The organism is Austwickia chelonae, from assembly GCF_003391095.1.
Taxonomy (GTDB): Bacteria; Actinomycetota; Actinomycetes; order Actinomycetales; family Dermatophilaceae; genus Austwickia; species Austwickia chelonae_A.
Genome location: NZ_CP031447.1, coordinates 1,353,283 through 1,373,782 on the forward strand (window position 1 = coordinate 1,353,283; position 20,500 = coordinate 1,373,782).

At 65.1% G+C, this 20,500-nt stretch carries 18 protein-coding genes; 15 read left to right on the forward strand and 3 right to left on the reverse strand.

Translation table 11 applies throughout. The features are described 5' to 3' along the window. Positions 1-70: 70 nt before the first annotated feature. The 8 genes from dnaJ (at position 71) to DX923_RS06035 (ending at position 10,300) form a co-directional block, all read left to right on the forward strand. Positions 71-1,201 (forward strand): molecular chaperone DnaJ, encoded by a 1,131-nt coding sequence (gene dnaJ / locus DX923_RS05995; protein WP_116113405.1) that lies wholly within the window; start codon positions 71-73, stop codon positions 1,199-1,201. After that, positions 1,198-1,944, forward strand: coding sequence for a 16S rRNA (uracil(1498)-N(3))-methyltransferase (locus tag DX923_RS06000; RefSeq protein WP_116113407.1), 747 nt, complete (start codon positions 1,198-1,200; stop codon positions 1,942-1,944). The genes dnaJ and DX923_RS06000 overlap by 4 nt, the downstream gene beginning before the upstream one ends. A 13-nt stretch (positions 1,945-1,957) precedes the next feature. Continuing rightward, positions 1,958-3,124, forward strand: a complete 1,167-nt coding sequence (locus DX923_RS06005; RefSeq protein ID WP_116113408.1) for a PhoH family protein — start codon at positions 1,958-1,960, stop codon at positions 3,122-3,124. After that, positions 3,121-3,582 carry an rRNA maturation RNase YbeY gene (ybeY, locus tag DX923_RS06010; protein WP_116113410.1) on the forward strand — a complete coding sequence of 154 codons (462 nt, stop codon included), beginning with the start codon at positions 3,121-3,123 and terminating at the stop codon, positions 3,580-3,582. Before DX923_RS06005 ends, ybeY begins: the two co-directional genes overlap by 4 nt. Before the next feature lie 12 nt (positions 3,583-3,594). Continuing rightward, entirely contained in the window at positions 3,595-4,872 is a 1,278-nt protein-coding gene (locus tag DX923_RS06015) for a hemolysin family protein (protein WP_116113412.1), read from the forward strand. Next, a complete protein-coding gene (era, locus tag DX923_RS06020; protein ID WP_116113413.1) occupies positions 4,869-5,792 on the forward strand; it encodes a GTPase Era in 924 nt (307 codons plus the stop codon). Before DX923_RS06015 ends, era begins: the two co-directional genes overlap by 4 nt. A gap of 673 nt (positions 5,793-6,465) precedes the next feature. Beyond that, entirely contained in the window at positions 6,466-8,274 is a 1,809-nt protein-coding gene (leuA, locus tag DX923_RS06030) for a 2-isopropylmalate synthase (RefSeq protein WP_116113415.1), read from the forward strand. 334 nt (positions 8,275-8,608) lie between these two features. Further along, a complete protein-coding gene (locus DX923_RS06035; RefSeq protein WP_116113416.1) occupies positions 8,609-10,300 on the forward strand; it encodes a thiamine pyrophosphate-binding protein in 1,692 nt (563 codons plus the stop codon). Positions 10,301-10,389: 89 nt separating this feature from the next. Here DX923_RS06035 and DX923_RS06040 read toward each other — a convergent pair whose 3' ends face one another. Then, a complete protein-coding gene (locus DX923_RS06040; protein ID WP_240322773.1) occupies positions 10,390-10,659 on the reverse strand; it encodes a DUF488 family protein in 270 nt (89 codons plus the stop codon). 194 nt (positions 10,660-10,853) lie between these two features. Here DX923_RS06040 and recO point away from each other — a divergent pair, with 194 nt between their 5' ends. The 4 genes from recO to argG all read left to right on the forward strand — a co-directional run bounded on the left by recO (position 10,854) and on the right by argG (position 14,470). Then, entirely contained in the window at positions 10,854-11,582 is a 729-nt protein-coding gene (recO, locus tag DX923_RS06045; protein ID WP_116113419.1) for a DNA repair protein RecO, read from the forward strand. A gap of 26 nt (positions 11,583-11,608) precedes the next feature. After that, positions 11,609-12,409, forward strand: a complete 801-nt coding sequence (locus DX923_RS06050) for an isoprenyl transferase (protein WP_116113421.1) — start codon at positions 11,609-11,611, stop codon at positions 12,407-12,409. Continuing rightward, on the forward strand, positions 12,409-12,942 hold the full coding sequence (locus tag DX923_RS06055; RefSeq protein WP_116113422.1) for an LmeA family phospholipid-binding protein: 534 nt from the start codon (positions 12,409-12,411) through the stop codon (positions 12,940-12,942). Before DX923_RS06050 ends, DX923_RS06055 begins: the two co-directional genes overlap by 1 nt. Before the next feature lie 76 nt (positions 12,943-13,018). Further along, the gene (gene argG / locus DX923_RS06060; RefSeq protein ID WP_116113424.1) at positions 13,019-14,470 is read left to right on the forward strand and encodes an argininosuccinate synthase; all 1,452 of its coding nucleotides are present in this window, start codon (positions 13,019-13,021) and stop codon (positions 14,468-14,470) included. A gap of 16 nt (positions 14,471-14,486) precedes the next feature. Here argG and DX923_RS06065 read toward each other — a convergent pair whose 3' ends face one another. Then, a complete protein-coding gene (locus DX923_RS06065; RefSeq protein ID WP_162872812.1) occupies positions 14,487-14,789 on the reverse strand; it encodes a hypothetical protein in 303 nt (100 codons plus the stop codon). A gap of 115 nt (positions 14,790-14,904) precedes the next feature. Between DX923_RS06065 and dusB the strand changes: the two genes are divergently transcribed. Further along, positions 14,905-16,092, forward strand: a complete 1,188-nt coding sequence (gene dusB, locus DX923_RS06070; protein WP_116113427.1) for a tRNA dihydrouridine synthase DusB — start codon at positions 14,905-14,907, stop codon at positions 16,090-16,092. A gap of 12 nt (positions 16,093-16,104) precedes the next feature. Here dusB and DX923_RS06075 read toward each other — a convergent pair whose 3' ends face one another. Further along, the gene (locus DX923_RS06075; RefSeq protein ID WP_162872813.1) at positions 16,105-17,826 is read right to left on the reverse strand and encodes an ABC transporter ATP-binding protein; all 1,722 of its coding nucleotides are present in this window, start codon (positions 17,824-17,826) and stop codon (positions 16,105-16,107) included. A gap of 425 nt (positions 17,827-18,251) precedes the next feature. Here DX923_RS06075 and DX923_RS06080 point away from each other — a divergent pair, with 425 nt between their 5' ends. Both DX923_RS06080 and DX923_RS06085 read left to right on the forward strand, forming a co-directional pair. Then, positions 18,252-19,106 carry a sulfurtransferase gene (locus DX923_RS06080; protein WP_116113431.1) on the forward strand — a complete coding sequence of 285 codons (855 nt, stop codon included), beginning with the start codon at positions 18,252-18,254 and terminating at the stop codon, positions 19,104-19,106. A gap of 232 nt (positions 19,107-19,338) precedes the next feature. Next, a complete protein-coding gene (locus tag DX923_RS06085) occupies positions 19,339-20,439 on the forward strand; it encodes a hypothetical protein (protein ID WP_116113433.1) in 1,101 nt (366 codons plus the stop codon). The last annotated feature ends 61 nt before the right edge of the window (positions 20,440-20,500 follow it).

The window sequence follows — 20,500 nt, forward strand, 5'->3', positions numbered from 1 at the left end:
TCTTCGATATCGGCTGTCGGTCCGGCCCCTTGCCCGGCCCGTCGCCACAAGCCTTCAGGAAGGCCCTTTCGTGAACGACTACTACGCCGATCTGGGCGTCGGGCGGGAAGCCAGCCCGGAGGAGATCAAGCGCGCCTATCGCCGTCTGGCTCGCAAGCTCCACCCCGATGTCAACCCCGGAGCCGAGGCAGAGGCGCAGTTCAAGAAGATCAGCCAGGCCTATGACGTCCTGGGTGATGCCGAGAAGAAGCGGGCCTACGACATGGGCTCAGACCCCTACGGCGGTGCTGCCGGTGGCTTCGGTCAGGGTTTCAGCTTCAGCGACATCATGGATGCCTTCTTCGGGGGCGCGGCTACCGCACAACGAGGGCCACGGCCACGCCGTCAGCGTGGACAGGACGCGCTGGTGCCCCTCGAGGTCGACCTACAGACCGCTGTCTTCGGCGGGGAGAAGGATCTCACGGTGGACACCGCCGTGGAGTGCAACACCTGTCATGGGGAAGGAACCCAGACCGGTACCTCTGTGCGTCAGTGTGATGTCTGCCAGGGCCGAGGTGAGGTCCAGCAGGTGCAGCGGAGCTTCCTGGGACAGGTCATGACCAGCAGGCCGTGTACCGCCTGCCAGGGGTACGGCACGGTCATCCCCAGTCCCTGTTTCGAATGCTCGGGTCACGGCAGGGTCCGCACCCGGCGCACGCTGACCCTGCGGGTTCCTGCAGGGGTCGACTCCGGCACCCGCATCCAGCTCTCCGGTGAGGGCGAGATCGGCCCCGGTGCCGGACCAGCCGGTGACCTGTACGTCGAGGTACGGGTCGCAGCCCATGACGTCTTCACCCGTCGGGGAGACGACCTGCACTGCACTGCCGAGCTGCCGATGACTGCTGCCGCATTGGGCACCACGGTCACCCTGGAGACCTTCGACGGTCCGCAGGAGATCAGCATCCAAGCGGGCGCGCAGCCGGCCGAGGTGTTGACCCTCAAGGGAAAGGGTGTCACACATCTGCGAGGGACCGGCCGCGGTGATCTGCTCATCCACCTGGACGTCCGTACCCCGACTCGTTTGAACGCCGAGCAGGAAGAGCTGCTGCGTCAGTTGGCCCGTTTGCGCGGCGAAGAGAAGCCGGAAGCGCGTCTAGGCGTGGTCAACAAGGACGACGGTGGATTCTTCGGGCGGGTCAGGGACGCCTTCCGGGGCAAATGACCGCCGCACTGTTCCGGGTGGCCGAGGGGTGTCTGAACGGCTCCTCAGTCGGCGGTGTCCTGTCCTTGGACGGCGCTGAAGCCCATCATGCTGCGGTACGCCGGATCCGGGTCGGTGAACAGATCCTGCTCGCCGACGGGTCCGGCCTCGTGGCCGAGTCCACTGTGGTCGAGGTCGGGCAGGGGCAGCTCAGCGCTCGGATCGACCTCATTCGGGACGACGGACCTCCGCCGCCGCGTCTGGTGCTGGTCCAGGCCTTGGCCAAGAACGACCGCGACGAAGCAGCGATCGAGGCGGCGACCGAGCTGGGCGTCGATGAGGTCCTGGCGTGGCAGGCCGGGCGCAGCGTCGTCGTCTGGCGGGGGGAACGCGGGCAACGTTCGCTGCGTAAATGGGGGTCGGTAGTGGCTGCTGCGGCGAAACAGTCACGTCGGTCGACCGTTCCTCAGGTCGACGGCCCACTCACCACGACTCGACTGGCCGAACGGATCGCTGCGGCCGATGCCGCCTTCGTCCTGCATGAACGGGCTGAACAGCGGATCGCCGCCACCGAGATCCCCCTTGAGGGCGAGGTGCTGCTCGTGGTCGGGCCGGAGGGCGGCATCAGCGATGAAGAACTGGAGATCTTCGTGAAGGCCGGTGCCCTCCCGGTCGTGCTGGGCGACACCGTGCTGAGGTCCTCCAGTGCAGGACCAGCCGGGTTGGCCGTCATCCTGGCGGCAACCCGGTGGCGTCGCACGTAGACTGGACATCCTCATGAGTGATCAGTTCAGTGCACCCGGTTCGTCCGGGGAGTCCTCTTTCGACCAGCCGTCCGCTGCCGCTGCAGCCCGGGTGATAGCGGTCCCGCCTGGCATCCCCATGGTGTCCTTGCTCGGGCCGCACGACCAGCTGCTGACCACGATGGAACGTCAGCTTCCCGCTCTGGAGATCTTCGTTCGGGGTAACGAGATCCACTTGCAGGGGCCGGAGCCCGAGCTGGACCTGGCACAGAGCCTCATCGACGAGTTGCTCGTGATCGCGAGCACCGGCCAACCGCTCAACCGGGACGCGGTCGAGCGGTCGCTGCGTATGTTGCGTGAACAGGTTCGAGAACGCCCTGCGGACGTTCTGACCGCGAACATCGTCTCCAGCCGTGGGCGCACCATCCGCCCGAAGACCTTGAACCAGAAACGGTATGTCGACGCCATCGACGAGCACACCGTCGTGTTCGGGATCGGCCCAGCAGGTACCGGTAAGACCTATCTGGCGATGGCCAAGGCGGTGGCTGCGCTCCAGTCCAAACAGGTCACCCGGATCATCTTGACCAGGCCTGCAGTCGAAGCCGGCGAACGGTTGGGCTTCCTGCCCGGCACCCTGAACGACAAGATCGACCCTTATCTGCGGCCGCTCTACGACGCGCTGCACGACATGATCGATCCTGAGTCGATTCCTCGTCTGATGGCAGCAGGCACCATTGAGGTCGCTCCGTTGGCCTACATGCGTGGACGAACCCTGAACGATGCTTTCATCATCCTCGACGAGGCGCAGAACACCTCGCCGGAGCAGATGAAGATGTTCCTCACCCGCCTTGGCTTCGGGTCGAAGATTGTGGTCACCGGGGACGTCACCCAGGTCGACCTTCCCGGTGGGACCCAATCCGGGCTACGGGTGGTCAGGGAGATCCTCGCAGGAGTCGAGGACATCCACTTCTCCGAGCTCACCCCGCTGGACGTGGTCCGGCACCGACTCGTCGGCGACATCGTCGATGCCTACGGACGTTGGGACGACAGCCAACGTGCCCCGAAGGAGCGCAGGTCGACGGCACGGGGCCGTCGCCCGGTGGCTGCCCGGCGGGCGCACGCCATCGGCGCCACCGAAACCGACAACGTCCGCGGGGAAGACTCCGCCCAGAAAGCACCGACACCGGGAGCCGAACGATGAGCATCGAGGTCCTCAACGAGACCGAACACCAGGTCGACGTCGACGAACTCGTCGAACTGGCCAAGTACGTTCTGGAGCAGATGCATGTTCACCCCCGGGCTGAGCTCTGCATCACCTGTGTGGACGTCGAAGCCATGACGAATCTGCATGTCCAGTGGATGGATCTTCCCGGTCCGACCGATGTGATGAGTTTCCCGATGGACGAGCTTCGTCCTGGGAGAGACGGAGAGGCCAGCCAAGAGGGTGTCCTCGGCGACATCGTCATCTGCCCGGAGGTCGCGGAGAAGCAGGCTGCCGAGGCGGGCCACACCCCTGCCGAGGAAGAGCTCCTGTTGGTGACCCATGGCATCCTGCACCTGCTTGGTTACGACCATGCCGAGCCGGACGAGGAGAAGGAGATGTTCGAGTTGCAGCGCACACTGCTGCTCACCTATCTGGCAGGACGTGGGAAGCGGTAGGCACCGACTGCCATGACGGCCCAGCTGTTGGCCGCCTGTCTCGGCTGTCTCGTACTGACTTTCGTGTTGGTCGCGGCGGAGGCGGCTTTGCAGCGGGTGAGCCGCCACAGCGCCGAGGAATTCGTCGCAGCGGGCCGGCGAGGGGCGCTTTCCTTGGCTGCGATCCTCTCCGACAGCGCCGGATTCCTCTCGACCTTGGCTTTCGTCCGGATCATGACCGAGACGACAGTTGCCGTCTTGGCGACCCTGGCCATGAGTGAACTGTTGGACGGGGTCTGGTCGATCATGCTGACTTCGATCCTGGTCATGAGCGTGGCTTCTTTCGTGATCGTCGGGGTCAGCCCGCGTACCTTGGGCAGGCAGCACGCCGATACGGTCTCCTTGGCGCTCGCGCCGATGGTGGTCTGGCTTCGCCGGTTGTTGGGGCCGCTCTCCCGGTTGTTGGTGACGGTGGGTAACGCGGTGACCCCGGGACGGGGATATCGGGATGGGCCGTTCGAGAGCGAGGCTGAACTGCGTGATCTGGTGGATCTGGCGGGGGATGCTCAGCTGATCGAGGCAGAGGAACGCCAGATGATCCACTCGGTCTTCGAATTGGGGGACACCCTGGTGCGTGAGGTGATGGTTCCCCGGACGGACATGATCACGATCGAGTCGTCCAAGAACCTGCGGCAGGCCACGTCGCTCTTCCTGCGTTCCGGGTTCAGCCGGGTTCCGGTGATCGGCGAGGACGCTGATGATCCGGTGGGTCTGCTCTATTTCAAGGATGTGGCCCGACGCACCTACGATGTGGCGGGGTCGACGACGCAGTTGGTCACCGAGGTGATGCGTCCGGCTTCGTACGTTCCGGAGAGCAAAGCGGCCGATGTGCTGCTCCGGGAGATGCAGGGCGACCAGATCCACATGGCGATCGTCGTCGACGAATACGGCGGAACAGCAGGTCTGGTCACCATCGAGGACATCTTGGAGGAGATCGTGGGGGAGATCGCCGACGAGTACGACCGGGAAAGTCCGTCCGTCGAGCAGCTCGAGGACGGCATGATGCGGGTCCCCGCGTCGATGCACATCGACGACGTGGCCGAGCTCTTCGACGTCGAACTCGATGACGACGACGTGGACACTGTCGCAGGACTGTTGGCGAAGGTGATCGGTCGGGTGCCGATCTTGGGATCGACTGGGCGAGTCGCCGGATTGGAACTGGTGGCGGACCGGATGTCGGGGCGACGGCATCGCATCGCCACCGTGGTGGTCCGCAAGTTGGCGCCCACCGAGCTGGAGGAGGAAACATGAATGAGGACGAGACGGACTACCGGGCCGGTTTCGCCTGCTTGGTAGGACGGCCCAATGCTGGCAAGTCGACGCTGACCAATGCTCTGGTGGGTCAGAAGGTGGCGATCACGTCGAGTAAACCGCAGACGACTCGGCACACGATCAGGGGGATCTCAACCACGGACGAGAGCCAACTCATCCTGGTCGACACGCCTGGCTTGCACCGGCCGCGCACTTTGCTGGGGGAGCGGTTGAACGATCTGGTGCGAGAGACCTTGCTGGATGTCGACGTCGTCGGTTTCTGCCTGCCGGCTGATTCCCGCCCTGGACCGGGCGACCAGTACATCGCTCGTGAACTGGCGGAGTTGCAGCGCGCCCGGCGTACTCCGGTGGTGGCGCTCGTCACGAAGGTCGATCTGGTCGACCGGGAACGCTTGGCGACCCATCTGATGGCCGTGGACCAGCTCGGTTCGTGGGATGCGATCGTGCCTTGTTCTGCCGTGCAGAGCACTCAGGTCGATGTGGCGCGTGGGGAGCTGGCAGCCCGGCTGCCTCGGAGCCCGAAGCTGTACCCGGACGATGTCCTGACCGATGAGCCCGAGGTCGTGATGATCGCCGAGCTGGTGCGTGAAGCTGCGCTGGAAGGTGTACGCGACGAATTGCCACATAGTTTGGCCGTGGTCGTCGAGGAGATCCTTCCGCGGGAGGGTCGTTCGGAGAAAGACCCGTTGACCGACGTCCGGGTGAATGTTTTCGTGGAACGGTCGAGCCAGAAAGCGATCATCATCGGACGGGGCGGATCCAGGTTGAAGCAGGTGGGGACGACGGCCCGGGCCGGTATCGAGGAGCTCCTCGGGCATCGTGTGCATCTGGACCTGCATGTGAAGGTCGCCAAGGATTGGCAGCGTGACCCTCGTCAGCTGCGTCGACTCGGTTTCTGACCGGACCGGTGGCCCTGCCCCGGGGTGAGGGAATCTGTTCTGTCGGGACAGGGCGGTCTCGGGGCCAGACCGGAATGGCCAAGGTCTGACCGGCGTAGATCATGTCGGGGTTGACGATCTGGTTGCTCTCGGCGATCCGCATGTACTGGTTGCCGTCGCCGTAGTAACGCTCAGCGATGTCCAGATCTGGCCTGCACGTGTCCACCGAGAAGCAGCTGCACGCCACTGCCCAAGGCAGTACATCTGAGTCTCCCTGAAGAATCAAGGGCCGAATTGTGCGGTCGAGGGGTAGATCTCGGCTGCAGTGCTGTGATGCGACACATGGCCCGGACGGAACTTAACACCCGTCCAGCCGCTGTGACGAGTTTGGGGCGAGCTTGATCGCAGGTTCGGTTCGGGATCGAGGAGTGCTCGAAATCGGCGGCCGAAGCGGCATGTGGCACAGGCCTTCTCCGATAGTGCCGGATGGCGAGACGAGTGACCGAACCGTGGACGCACAGCGGTTTCTCTGGTTACCCTGACGGACATGATCTTCCCCGACATGCCGGGTATCGCACCCGGTAGGCGTCTTCTTCCTCGCCGCGACGAGGCCTGACCGGCCAGGCCGCCCTCGTCGCGGAGATGCCGCTGCCCGCCAGCAGGCCTGGACATTTTCGACGAGGAAGAGAGCGTCATGCGTAACCAACAGCGTCCTTCGGGGATGCCGATCGCGAAATACCGTCCGTTCGACGACGTCATCGCGACGAAGCTCCCTGACCGGATCTGGCCGACCCGCACCATCACCCGGGCACCACGGTGGTGTGCTGTCGACTTGAGGGACGGCAACCAGGCGCTGATCGACCCGATGAATGCCGAACGCAAACTGCGGATGTTCCAGCTCCTGGTGCGCATGGGCTACAAGGAGATCGAGATCGGTTTCCCCAGTGCCAGCCAGACCGACTACGACTTCGCGCGCCTGCTCATCGAGGAAGGTCACGTCCCCGACGATGTCACCATCCAGGTTCTCACCCAAGCGCGTGACCACCTTGTCGAACGCACCTATGACGCCATCGCCGGTGCGCGCTCGGCCGTCGTCCACTTCTACAACTCGACCTCCATCCTGCAACGGCAGGTCGTCTTCCACGCCGATGTCGACGGAGTGACCGATATCGCCGTTCAGGCAGCGCGGTTGTGCCGCAAACTCGAACAGCAGATCCCCGACACGGCAATCACCTACGAGTACAGTCCGGAGTCCTTCACCGGAACTGAGCTCGACGCGGCGGTCCACGTCTGTAACGCCGTCATCGAAGAGATCGACCCCGGCCCGGAACGACCGATGATCATCAACCTGCCGGCCACCGTCGAAATGGCTACGCCGAATGTCTACGCCGATTCGATCGAGTACATGCACCGGAACCTGGCCCGTCGGGACAGCATCATCCTCTCGTTGCATCCGCACAACGACCGGGGCACAGGGGTCGCTGCTGCTGAGCTGGGTTACCTGGCCGGTGCCGACCGCATCGAGGGTTGCCTGTTCGGTAACGGCGAACGGACCGGGAACGTCTGCCTGGTCACTCTCGGACTGAACTTGTTCAGCCAGGGCATCGACCCCCAGATCGACTTCTCCGACATCGACGAGATCCGCCGGACCGTCGAGCACTGCAACCAGCTTCCCGTCCACGAACGCCACCCCTACGGTGGCGACCTCGTCTACACCGCTTTCTCCGGTTCGCACCAGGACGCCATCAAGAAAGGCTTCGAGGAGATGGCGCGGCAGGCCAAGGATGCGGGCAAGAGCATCGACGAGCTCGTGTGGGGAGTGCCGTACCTGCCGATCGATCCGCATGACGTCGGTCGTTCCTATGAGGCTGTCGTCCGGGTGAACAGTCAGTCCGGTAAGGGCGGAATCGCCTATCTGCTCAAGTCCGAATATGGTCTCGACCTGCCGCGACGGTTGCAGATCGAGATGAGTGCGGTCGTCCAGCGCAAGACGGACGTCGAGGGCGGCGAGGTCGGCGCGTCCCAGCTGTGGGAGATCTTCTCCGACGAGTATCTGCCCGGTACTGGTGAAGGAGAACGTGCCTGGGGACGTTTTGCGCCGGTGTCCTCCCGAACTGCTTCTGAGGAGGACGGGCGGGACTACGTCAAGGCCGTGGTCACGGACCAGGGCCGTAAAGTCACTCTCGACGGGCATGGCAACGGGCCCATCGCGGCGTTCATCGACGGCCTGCGCGGCTATGGCATCGACGTTCGTGTCCTGGACTATTCCGAGCATGCGCTGAGCTCTGGCGGGGACGCGCGGGCGGCGTCCTACGTCGAGTGCGCCGTCGGCGACCGGGTGCTCTGGGGGGTAGGACTGCACAACTCCATCGTCAATGCCTCCTTCATGGCGATCCTGTCTGCGGTGAACCGGGCGCAGCGGGAGATGAGCGACACCGGGCGTGACGGAGCCGGGGTCGGACAGGAAGGGACGGCGATCAGCCGCCCAGGTGGCGGCCCTTAACGGTTCGGCGGGGCAGGTGCAGCTGTGTCGTGGGCGTGTCGGAGCTCATGACGCAGCTGTATTCCCACAGGGTCCGAGACCTTGTGTGTCGGGCCGTGTACCACCCGGCGACGGACGGGGTGAAGGCGTATCCGGCGATGAAGACACCGCGGTGGGAGAAGTCATCGGTGGTCAAAGGGACCTCTGTGGTGGACAGGTCGTAGAAATGGTGCCGCTGCAGGTCGGGCCGTGCTTCCCCGGGCAGTCGGGAAAATAGGACGGTACGGTCGAAGACACCGGGTCGACCACCCGCGCGGTTCCTCCGCACCCGTCTGAAAGACGTTGGAGAACAGCTATGGCCGAGAAAGAGCATGCCACCACCGAAGCCCGCGACATCCCCACTTCGCAGCTGAGGACACGCGGCCGCACCGGTGGAGACCTCCTCGTGTCGATGATGCGGGACGCCGGTGTCGAAGTCGCCTTCGGAGTCATCAGCATCCACAACATCCCCCTCGTCGAAGCCGTCGACCGAGACCTGCGCTTCGTCCCGGTTCGCCACGAAGCAGCTGCGATCAATGCTGCGGACGGCTACGCCCGCGCCACCGGACGGATCGGAGTCGCTTTGACCTCCACCGGTACCGGCGCAGGCAATGCTGCTGGGGCCATGTTGGAAGCCTTGACCGCCCAGAGCCGGGTACTACACATCACCGGAAATGTCGCCTCCACCGTCCTGGGCGACGACCGCGGCATCTACCACGAAGTGCCTCGGCAACTCGAGATGCTCGACGCCGTCTCCGGAATGGCGCTGCGGATCGACCGCGCCGACCATGCCCGCAGGGTACTCGCCGAAGCGCTTCAACGGTTGTCCACGCCGCCACATCTTCCGGTCAGCATCGACTGGCCGATCGACCTGCAATACACCGCAGATCCCACCGATCAGGAAACGATCCAGCAGAGCCCCGCCCGCCCCGATCCGCCCACCGCGCAGGAGATCACTGCCGCCGCCGAACTTCTCCGCACCGCACAACGGCCACTGATCTGGGCCGGTGGGGGTGCACGACGGGTCGGTCCGGCGCTGACCGAGCTGGCCCGTGTCTGGGGCGCCGGCGTCCTGACCGGAGCCAACGGTCGAGGAAGCATCTCGGAGGACCACCCGTCGTATATCGGCAACTTCGCCGCCACTGAAGCCGTGCGACCGTTGGTCGAAGAGGCGGACTGTCTGCTCACCGTCGGCAGCCACCTACGCGGTCACGAGACCGACGACTTCGGTCTTCCCCTGCCGAGCACGCATGTCCAGATCGACCTCGACACCGACGCGATCGGCCGGAACTACCCGGTCATCCGGGGGATCGTCGCCGACGCGAACAGCGTGATCCCTTCTTTGCTGGATGACATGGGTCGTCCGAACACTCAGGAAAGCTGGATCGGGAAGATCCGTAACGCAGCCGAGGCCGCTCGGGCTGCCCACCGCGAGGACATCGGAGCCTACGCGGCGATCTGCGACGCGATGTCCTCCAAACTGCCTCGGGAATCACCCCGAGTGCGTGATGTCACCATCCCAGGAAGCACCTGGGGAAACCGGCTACTGCCGATCTACGACCCCACCACCAATGTCTTCGCTGCCGGCGGCGGCATCGGACAAGGGCTCGCCATGGCGATCGGCGCCGCCGTGGCCTGCCCGCAGCTTCCCGTCCTGGCGATGATCGGCGACGGAGGGCTCGCCGTCCACCTGGGTGAGCTGTGCACCCTCGCCGGAGAACGACCCCAGGTGATCCTGGTGCTCTTCAACGACTCCGGATACGGGGTCCTGCGCCATATGCAGACAGCGCAGGACGCGCCACCCCGCGGAGTAGATCTGTACACCCCGGACTTCGCGAAACTGTCCGCATCACTGGACCTTCCGCATGTCAGAGTCGGCGACCCCGCGGCCTTCGATGCGGCCCTGACCGTCGCCCTGGCCCGGACTGGACCGTCGATCATCGAGATCGACGTCCCGGCGCTACGCCCCAGGCCGAAACCCTTCGTTCCCCCGGTCGACGTGCCCTGAAGTGTGCGTCGGGTCTCGCCGACCAGAACACTCGACGCAAAGTCTGTTTCAGGAGGGCTGGCCGTCCCAGACCGTTCGGCCGTTCGCGTCTAGACGGGCGCCGGGTGCGAGGACGTGGGGGTACGGGTCCATGAGGCATAGGCGCGAAAGGCCGGGACCTGCCACCAGCTGTCAGGTGAGGTCGTGAGCTCGACCGCGGTGAGATGGCGACGCCCACCCAGACGTTCTTCCCAGAGATAGTCAATGTTGGCTCTGTCCAGGATCTGCGGGATCATTCCGCGTGCGGCGGCGCCGTTGACCCGGCTGCCGGGGAACCGACGGATGTCGAGGACAAGCCCTATCCCAGTTGTCTTCAGCAAGGACACCAGAGTTGTGGCGTCAAGGCGCCCGTGCCCGAAGGTCACCAGACTGGGGGGCCCGGTGTGATGGAGGCCTTGGAGGACGTTTTCCTCGACATGGACGGAGCCTAGAACGTCAGCCGGTTCGCCGCAGGTCGACAGGGTGAGTTCCGAGGAGCGGATGTCTGGGGCCGGAGACGGGGCACAATGACCGGGTGCCCTTGTACCGTGAAGCAGCCGTGGTGCTGCGGACGCAGAAACTGGGGGAGGCCGACCGCATCGTCACCCTCCTCACGCGGGAGCGTGGACAGGTCCGGGCCGTGGCCAAGGGGGTCCGGAAGACGAAGTCCCGGTTCGGTGCCCGCCTGGAGCCGGGGATGGTCGTCGATGTGCAGTGCCATGAAGGGCGCAGCCTGGACACGGTGACCCAGGTCGAGATGGTGGCTTCCTACGGTGAGGTCATCGCCCGGGATTACACGTCGTGGACGGCGGGGGCGGCGATCCTCGAGACTGCTCAGCGACTCACCGACGACCATGAGCCCAGCCCGCAACAGTTCCGTCTGTTGGCCGGTGCCTTGGCGAGCTTGGCGGGCAAGGAGCACGATCCGGGGCTGGTGCTGGACGCTTATCTGTTGCGGGCTGTGGCGGTGGCCGGGTGGGCACCGAGCTTCCGGGACTGTGTCCGGTGCGGGGCATCGGGCCCGCACCGGGCTTTCCATCTGGCCTCGGGGGGGTGCCTGTGCCCGAGTTGTCGCCTGCCGGGGTCGAGTGCTCCGGCGTTGGAGACCCTGGCCTTGTTGGGTGCCCTGTTGGAGGGCGATTGGGCCTGGGCCGATGCGAGCGCACCGGTGCATCGTCGTGAGGGCAGTGGGTTGGTCTCCGCTTTCCTGCAGTGGCACCTGGAACGGGGTGTGCGTTCGTTGCGCCTCGTGGAAAGATCCTGACGTCCGTTCGAGGGAGAGGCCTTGAGATGCCTGTAGTACCACCATTTCCGCATCCGACCGGTGCCCGGCCGCCGGTGATTCCGCCGGAGCTGGTTCCGAACCACGTGGCCATCGTCATGGACGGGAACGGTCGCTGGGCGAACCAACGTGGTTTGCCGCGGACCGAGGGGCATCGGGCTGGTGAAGCGGCGCTGATGGATGTGTTGGCGGGGTGCATCGAGATCGGGGTGAAGCACATCTCGGCGTATGCCTTCTCTACGGAGAACTGGAATCGGTCCACCGATGAGGTGCGTTTCCTGATGGGGTTCAACCGGGAGGTGATCCGTCGGCGGCGTGACGAGATGTCGGCGATGGGTGTTCGGGTGAAGTGGGTGGGGAGACGGCCGAGGCTGTGGCAGTCGGTGATCGACGAGTTGACGGCGGCGGAGGAGTTGAGCCATCGCAATACGACGTTGACCTTGCATTTCTGTGTGAACTACGGCGGCCGGGCGGAGATCGTCGATGCGGTGCGTCGGATCGCGGAGCAGTCCCGCAAGGGGCGTCTGCGGGGGCGCAAGATCGACGAGGCGGAGTTCGTGCGTCATCTGTACGACCCGGAGATGCCGGATGTGGATCTGTTCGTGCGGAGTTCGGGGGAGCAGCGCACCAGCAACTTCTTGTTGTGGCAGAGCGCGTATGCGGAGATGGTCTTTCTGGACACCTTGTGGCCGGATTTTGACCGTCGTCATCTGTGGGAGGCCGTCGAGATCTATGCGAAGCGTGACCGCCGTTACGGGGGAGCGGTGGACAAGATCGCTGAGGCCGATGGCGGGGAGGGGGAAGGCTGATGCGCAGGGTGGGGCGTGTGGTGGTGGCCTTCCTTGCTGCGGTTGGCGCTTTGTCGTTGGTGGTGGTGGTCGGCGGCCTGGTCTGGTTGCAGACGGTGGGTGTGCCGGTGCGTGCTGGTGAGCCGCGTAAGCCTGTAGCGGGCTCGACGAAGGTGGAGAAGGTGTCGGTGGACGCCTTGTTGTCCTTCGCGTCCTTGGAGGCCAGGGCCGGCCGGGAGCTGAAGTTGTCCCATGCCGGTGAGGGGCGGATAGCGGTGTCGACGCCGGTGGCGGTGTTGGGCCGGAAGATGGATGTGCGGGTGGTGGGGGAGTTGACGCCGGGTGGTTCGTCGGTGTCGGTGAAGCCGTCGTCGGTGGAGGTCCCGGGGTCGTCGTTCGTGAGTGGTCTGGTGTCGGCCGCGGCTCGGTCGGCTGCTTCGGTGCGGATTCCGTTGGAGGGACTTCCGCCGGGGGTGTCGTTGACCGGGGTGCGGGTGACCGATGAAGGTGTGCAGGTTCATCTGGAGGGGAGCGGGGTTTCGGTGTCGAGGTGAGCCGATACGGGGAGTTTTGGGCGGATAAAGAACCAATGGCTTGCATAGTCATGCAGGGGCCTGAATAATCATTAGCATGTCCAAGGTCCTCACCGCGCTCCCCGTCGGCGACAAGGTCGGCATCGCCTTCTCCGGCGGACTCGACACCTCCGTGGCCGTCGCCTGGATGCGGGAAAAGGGAGCCATCCCCTTCACCTACACCGCCGACATCGGCCAGTACGACGAACCCGATATCGCCTCCGTCCCAGGGAGGGCCCTCATCTACGGAGCCGAGGCCAGCCGCCTCGTCGACTGCCGACACGCCCTCGTCGAAGAAGGACTCGTCGCCCTGTCCTGCGGGGCTTTCCACATCCGATCCGGCGGACGAAGCTACTTCAACACCACGCCCCTCGGCCGAGCAGTCACCGGCACCCTGCTCATCCGCGCCATGATGGAGGACGACGTCCAGATCTGGGGCGACGGATCCACCTTCAAAGGCAACGACATCGAACGGTTCTACCGCTACGGACTGCTCGCCAACCCGCACCTGCGCATCTACAAACCCTGGCTCGACACCGACTTCGTCCACGAACTCGGCGGCCGCCACGAGATGAGCCAATGGCTCACCCAACGCGACCTGCCCTACCGCGACAGCCAGGAGAAGGCCTATTCCACCGACGCCAACATCTGGGGGGCCACCCACGAGGCCAAACGCCTCGAACACCTCGACATCAGCCTCGAAGACGTCGTCGAACCGATCATGGGCGTGCCCTTCTGGCGAGAAGACGTCCCCATCGCCACCGAAGAAGTCACCCTCGGTTTCGAACAAGGCCGACCCACCACCATCAACGGCATGCGATACGACGATCCCGTCGCCCTCGTCACCGAAGCCAATGCCATCGGCGGACGCCACGGACTGGGTATGTCCGATCAGATCGAGAACCGCATCATCGAAGCAAAATCCCGCGGCATCTACGAAGCACCCGGCATGGCACTCCTCTTCATCGCCTACGAACGCCTCGTCAACGCCATCCACAACGAGGACACCATCGCCACCTACCACGCCGAAGGACGCAGGCTCGGCCGCCTCATGTACGAAGGCCGCTGGCTCGATCCGCAATCCCTCATGCTGCGCGAATCCCTGCAACGCTGGGTCGGCTCAGCGATCACCGGAACCGTGACCCTACGGCTACGCCGCGGCGAGGACTACTCCATCGTCGACACCAGCGGCTCCACCTTCAGCTACCACCCCGACAAGCTCTCCATGGAACGCACCGAAGGCGCAGCCTTCGGCCCCACCGACCGCATCGGGCAACTCACCATGCGCAACCTGGACATCGCCGACAGCCGATCCCGCCTGGAACAGTACGTCGGTCTCGGACTGCTCGGCACCTCTGGCGTCGGCACGAAAGCCCTCGGCCTGGCCACCACCGACCTGGTCGGCCGACTGGAACCCGGCGGCGGCGAAGCCATCGCCGCCCCGGCGAACAGCGGGTCGCAGGAGGACGAGGCACTCGACGACGCCGCCATGGAATTCGGCGCCGACTGACCGAACCCTCCGGCGATCAACGAGGAAAGGCCCGCACCACAGCCAAGGCCGCCAACAAAGCCACGACAGCTATCCGGATCAACTTGTCGTTCAGGCCGATCCAACGCCACGAACGCACCAGATGAACCAGGAGCCCAGTGATGAAGAGCCCGACGACCACCGCGCCGGGCCAACCACCCACCACCAGACCGACCACCACCACCGCCAGACCGGACGCGCCCGCCACAGCGACCAGACGCTGTGCGCGGGCTCGCCGCCGGACACTCTCCGAAGGGTCACTGCAACAGGAAGCCTGCCCGGCACGGGACGAATCAGTCATGGTGACCTCAGCGTAGGTCCTCCGCGCCGCCGACAACGTCAGCGCGCACCACCGATCTTCCCGAAGCCGGAACAGGCCGGGCCCGTCTCCGGACGTCTGCCAGACTTGGAACACCATGACTCTTCCCACACCCATGCCTGCCCTTCGGATCGGCCCGCTGACCATCCCCACCCCGGTCGTCCTCGCGCCCATGGCCGGGATCACCAACCGGGCCTTCCGGAGACTGTGCCGGGAAGCCGTGTCCGCCGTCCCCGGCCTGGACGCGGCAGGCTGTCTTTACGTCAGCGAGATGATCACGTCGCGCGCGCTGGTCGAGCGGACCCCGATGTCCTTGCGGATGATCACCCATGACCCGGAGGAGTCACCCCGGTCGGTACAGCTCTACGGGGTCGACCCGGCGACGGTGCGTACTGCGGTGCGGATGTTGGTGGAAGAGAACCGTGCCGATCACGTCGATCTGAACTTCGGTTGCCCGGTGCCGAAGGTGACTCGTAAAGGTGGGGGTTCTGCTCTGCCGTGGAAGACGACGCTGTTTCGGCAGATCGTGTCGGCGGCGGTGGAAGAGGGTGCCAAGGGCGGGATCCCGGTGACGGTGAAGATGCGTAAGGGCATCGACGCCGACCATCTGACCTATCTGGAGGCGGCCAAGGTCGCGGAGGACGAAGGGGTCGCTGCGATCGCCCTGCACGGTCGGACGGCTGCGGAACTGTACTCGGGGCGTGCCGATTGGTCGGCGATCGCCAGGTTGAAGGAGACGGTGCAGAGCATCCCGGTGCTGGGAAACGGTGACATCTGGTCGGCCGAGGACGCCGTGGAGATGATCGCCGGCACGGGGTGCGACGGCGTGGTCGTGGGGCGTGGATGTCTGGGAAGGCCTTGGCTCTTCGCCGATCTGGCTGCGGCATTGTCCGGTTCCCCGGTGCGGACGCGGCCGACCCTGGGGCAGGTGGGGCAGACCCTTCGGCGGCATGCCCACTATCTGGTCGATTTCCACGAGGGCGATGAGCGGCGCGCCTGCCGGGATATTCGTAAGCACATCGCGTGGTATTTGAAGGGTTTTCCTGCAGGCCATGACGTCCGACACCGGTTGGCGCTGGTGGAGGACCTGGCGGCGCTGGACGACCTGCTCTCGACCTTGGATGCTGATCAGCCGTGGCCGGGGGCCGATGCGGAGGGGCAACGGGGCAGGGCCGGGTCGGCGAAGCAGGTGGCTCTGCCGGACGGTTGGCTGCTCAGTCAGGAGCTCTCGGAGGAGCATCGGGGCACTCTGGCACAGGCCGAGCTGTCCATCTCGGGAGGGTGACCCCGGGCGCGCTCATCCTGTCAACATCTGCGTGCTGACCATGTGTTGGTACAGAGGGCACCGCGAGAGCAGCTCGTCATGGGTGCCCTTGTCGACCACTTGTCCTGCTTCGAGGACGATCACCTGGTCGGCACGCCGTACCGTGGACAGCCGGTGGGCGACCAGGACGACCGACCGTGAGCGAGCGAGTTCGTCGACGGTGCGCAGGATCGACTCCTCGTTGAGGGCGTCGACCTGCGAGGTGACCTCGTCGAGCAGCAGGATGTCCGGTGCGCGGAGCAGCCCCCGAGCCAGAGCGACGCGCTGGCGCTGACCTCCTGACAGGTTCGCGCCCGATTCACCGATTGCCAGGTCGAGGAGCGACCCCGGGGAACGGGTCAGGTCTTCGAGTTCCACCAGATCCATGACCCGCAGGATCGTGGAGTCCTTCGGTGGCTCGGCGAGTCCGTAGGTGAGGTTCTCGCGGAGCGTGCCGGCCAGCACCGGTGATTCCTGCTCCACGTAGGCGATCCGTGAGCGCAGACTCTTCATGCTCAGCTCTCGGACGTCCTGGCCACCCACGCGCACGGTGCCCCCGGTGGCGGTGTACAGGCCTGCCACCAACGCCAGGACGGTGGACTTCCCACCGCCGGACGGCCCGACGACGGCGGTCACCCCTCGCTCCGCGCACTGGAAGTGGACCTCGTCCAGGACGCGGCGACCGTCGGGGTAGGAGAACGAGACCTCGTCGAACTCGACCGTTGCCGGACCCACGCAGGTGCGACCACCGATCGGTTCCACTTCCTCGGAAAGGATCTCCATCGAGCGGTGCAAGGAGGCGCGACCCGCCTGGATGTCCGTCACCGCCATGAAGACCGACGTGATCGGCACGGCGATGTAGAGCAGGTACAGGACGAAGGCAGTCAGGGTGCCCAGCGTCATCCGGCCGTCGGCGACACGAAGGCCTCCGAGGGTGATCACGGCTACCATCGCACCCTGGACGGCGATCGAGGTGACGGGCTGCAGCAAGGCCTCCAGCCGGGCCATGGCGTAGCCCCGCCTCCTGACCTCGTCGATCGCCGATGTTGCGATCGTTTCCTCGAAGTCCTCCGCCTGGTTCAGCTTGACGGTCCGAGGGTTGCGCAGTGCCCGCTCAAGACCCGCGTTGAGTTGCCCGAGGGTTCGCTGAGCTCCGTAGGAGGCCGCCATCACATGGATGGACAGCACCCCGACGACCAGCCCCGCTCCAGCGACACAGACCACGGTGACCAGGGTCAACAGAGGCGTCAAGCTCATCATCACGACCAGGGCTCCGATCAGCAGGATCGTGCCGGAGGACAGTTCGACCAAGGATGTCGACAGTGCGCTGCGTACCGCGGAGGTGTCTGCTGCTACCCGCGAGAGGAGGTCGCCAGTGCGATATCTGGCGTATCCGGACATGGGCAGACGGAAGATGCGCTGCACCATCCGGGTCCGCAGCCCCGAGACGAAATTCTCTCCGGCGCGGCCGAGTACCCAGCTCTGCCAGGCGCCGAGGAGTGCCTCGACGAGCATGGCCGCTACCAGGAGAAGCGTGGCGACCCTGGTGCTGTCCTGCGAGTTGCTGGCGGTGAAGCCGTCGACGAGCCGACGTACCAGCAACGGCTGCGCAAGGGCGATACCGGAGGAGACGAAGCCCAGAGCGATGGCCAGTGCCAGACCCCGCTGTTCGGGGCGCACCAGGGCAAGCAGGTCGCGGAGCGGTACTTTGGGCACGTCATCGGCTTGCCTCGCATCCGAACGATCAGGCGACGACGATGGTGATGCGTTTCCGGGACCCGTCATGGCCGTTCTCCCCGTTCCTTCCGATGTGCCCTGCTCGCAGCGGCACGAGCTCCTGCGGAGAGAACACACGAAATCACACAGAACGCAGTGACTCGGGCGCGGCCCCATTCCTTGCCTCGGACAGCTCAGAAGCCTTGGGGCAGGTCTGTCGCCGCATCGTCGGCCCCCCGACATCAGATCAGAAAGGTGACGATCTCCCCGGCCTGCGCCATCCCAGCGTGCTACGTCCTGGCACCTCGAGCATATTGAGTGAACGCCCATTATGAATGGTTAACCAGTGCTGATGCACCTCACGACACTCCGATTCCCTGCCCATGCTGCGCCGGGTGGAGAGAGGCTGCGTCTACTGTGACCGTATGGACCAAAGCCCGCTCATCTCGCCCGATGAGCTCGCCGAATTGATGCACGGCGGACCTGGATCGGCTCCACTGATCCTCGACGTCCGTTGGTCGGCCGATTCCGACAACGGGTGGGAGGAATATCTGCAAGGCCACCTGCCCGGAGCGATCTACGTCGACCTCGAGCACGATCTTGCCGGCGTCCCGGAAGAGAGTGGCCGCGGTGGGCGTCATCCGATGCCAGCCCCGGACGACTTCGAACTCGACCTGGCCGGATGCGGTGTGGACAACGGACGTCGCATCGTCGTCTACGACGACCAGTCCGGGTTGGCAGCTGCTCGTTGCTGGTGGTTGTTGAGGCACTTCGGCAAGGTCGACGTCTGTGTTCTCGATGGGGGGTTGCAGGCCTGGCGCGCCCATCGTCTCCCCGTGGAATCCGGGGAGAGAAACATCGAAGAGGGAGATTTCTCCTTGGGACGTGGAATCGGCCTGGTTCTGGAAGCGGACCAGGCCGCGCTCTACGCCTCGGAGGGAGTCCTGATCGATGCGCGTTCTCCTGAACGCTTCCGAGGTGAGAACGATCCGATGGACGCAGTCCTAGGACATATTCCGGGGGCGGTCAATGTTCCTGGGCGTTCCTTGATCACCAGTGAAGGCGTGCTGTTGCCGGTTGAGGACCTGCTCCAGATCTTCACCGAGGCCGGCGTCGACGGATCCTGCCCGGTGGCGGTCTACTGCGGTTCGGGGATCTCCAGCGGCCTGGTTGCTTTGGCCCTAGCAGTCGCCGACATCGATGACGAACCTGCTCTGTACGTTGGTAGCTGGTCCGATTGGATCAGTGACAGGCACCGGCCGGTCGCCGCCGGTGGGTGAGCCCCCGAACTCGATGGATGACGCGCTACGAAGTGCGAACTTGAACCATGTGTTGGTGCTCCAGAGGGCGATCCGGAGACGTCTTCGAGTGCATGATCCACCTTCTGCGCGTTCTGCTCACGGTGCTTATCGTGTTGTTACTGGGTTTCATCATTCCGTCGCCGACGATGCTGACCCACGGCCATGTGACCTGGCTCCAGACGTACTGATTCGGAAGGAGCGCGAAGACACGATGAAAAACCACGTACGCACTCTCGTGGGCCTTGGCCTCGCCGCGCTGACCTGCGTGATCGCCGGCTGTACCCGGGCCGAACAGTCGGCGTCCGATATCGCCGGCGGCGTCTCGCACGAGGGGGCGTACGTCGTACTCCAGGGAGAACCCGTCATCGCGCCCAGCAACGGGTCCGCGAAGGGGGCGGTCACCGATGTGCGGGCCGACGGATCGATGGTCACCGGCCAGCGGGCCCCGCTGGCCGGCATCGACCTGCGGGCGTTCTCCCCCGGACGCCTCGACATGGGGAACTCCCGCGGGACCGAGACATGGGCGTTGACCTCCTCGGGTGAGTTCACGACCCGCCCCAACGGTGACGGCGCGGCCTGTGCTCTGGCCCGCCTCGAGGACGGGACCCTCATGCGGATCGCGAACATCGGGGGCACCGACCGGGGATACCTCACGTTGTTGCAACAGCTCGACAGCGATGGGAAAGTCACCCGGACGTTGGAACTGCCGGGCTACATGACGTCGCTGGTCCAGTCGGGGCACACGCTGATCGCGTCAGGCTCGAGCACCGACACCACCGGGCAGGTCAACGCGATCAACCTCGACACCTGGGCCATCACCGCGACCCGCATCTACTCCGACGCTCAGAGCATCACCCGCTGTCGCGACCTCGGCGTTGCGGGCTCAATCATGTGCGTGGAGCAGCACCTCGACGGGCAACCGACCCGGTCCACCGAGGGCACCAACCGCTACATCTCGATCATCCGGACCGACACCTTGGAGCGCACGCCGGTCGCGACCTCGGACTACGAGGTGCACTCTCTCTTCTCCGACTCGGGGCGCACGCTGGCGCTGACCACCGAAGGCGTCGGCATCGTTACGGGGGGAAGGGTGGGTATCCGTCTGCGCGTGGGATCGGTCGAGCGCCAAGCCGTACAGATCGTGCGCAACGGCAAGATCGCGGACATCCTCATCACCCCGATCTCCTCGGGTAAACCGACGGGGGACACGATGGATGCCGGCGCGACGCGATCCGCGTCGACCTGGCGACTCTCACGGAGACCCGACGCACCCCCCTACGCGTACCGAACCGCCCCAGCGCCCGATCCATGATCCTGCCGACGGAATTCTTCGATGGAGCCCACATGGAAAGCTGAACGACTCCGCCTCAAGA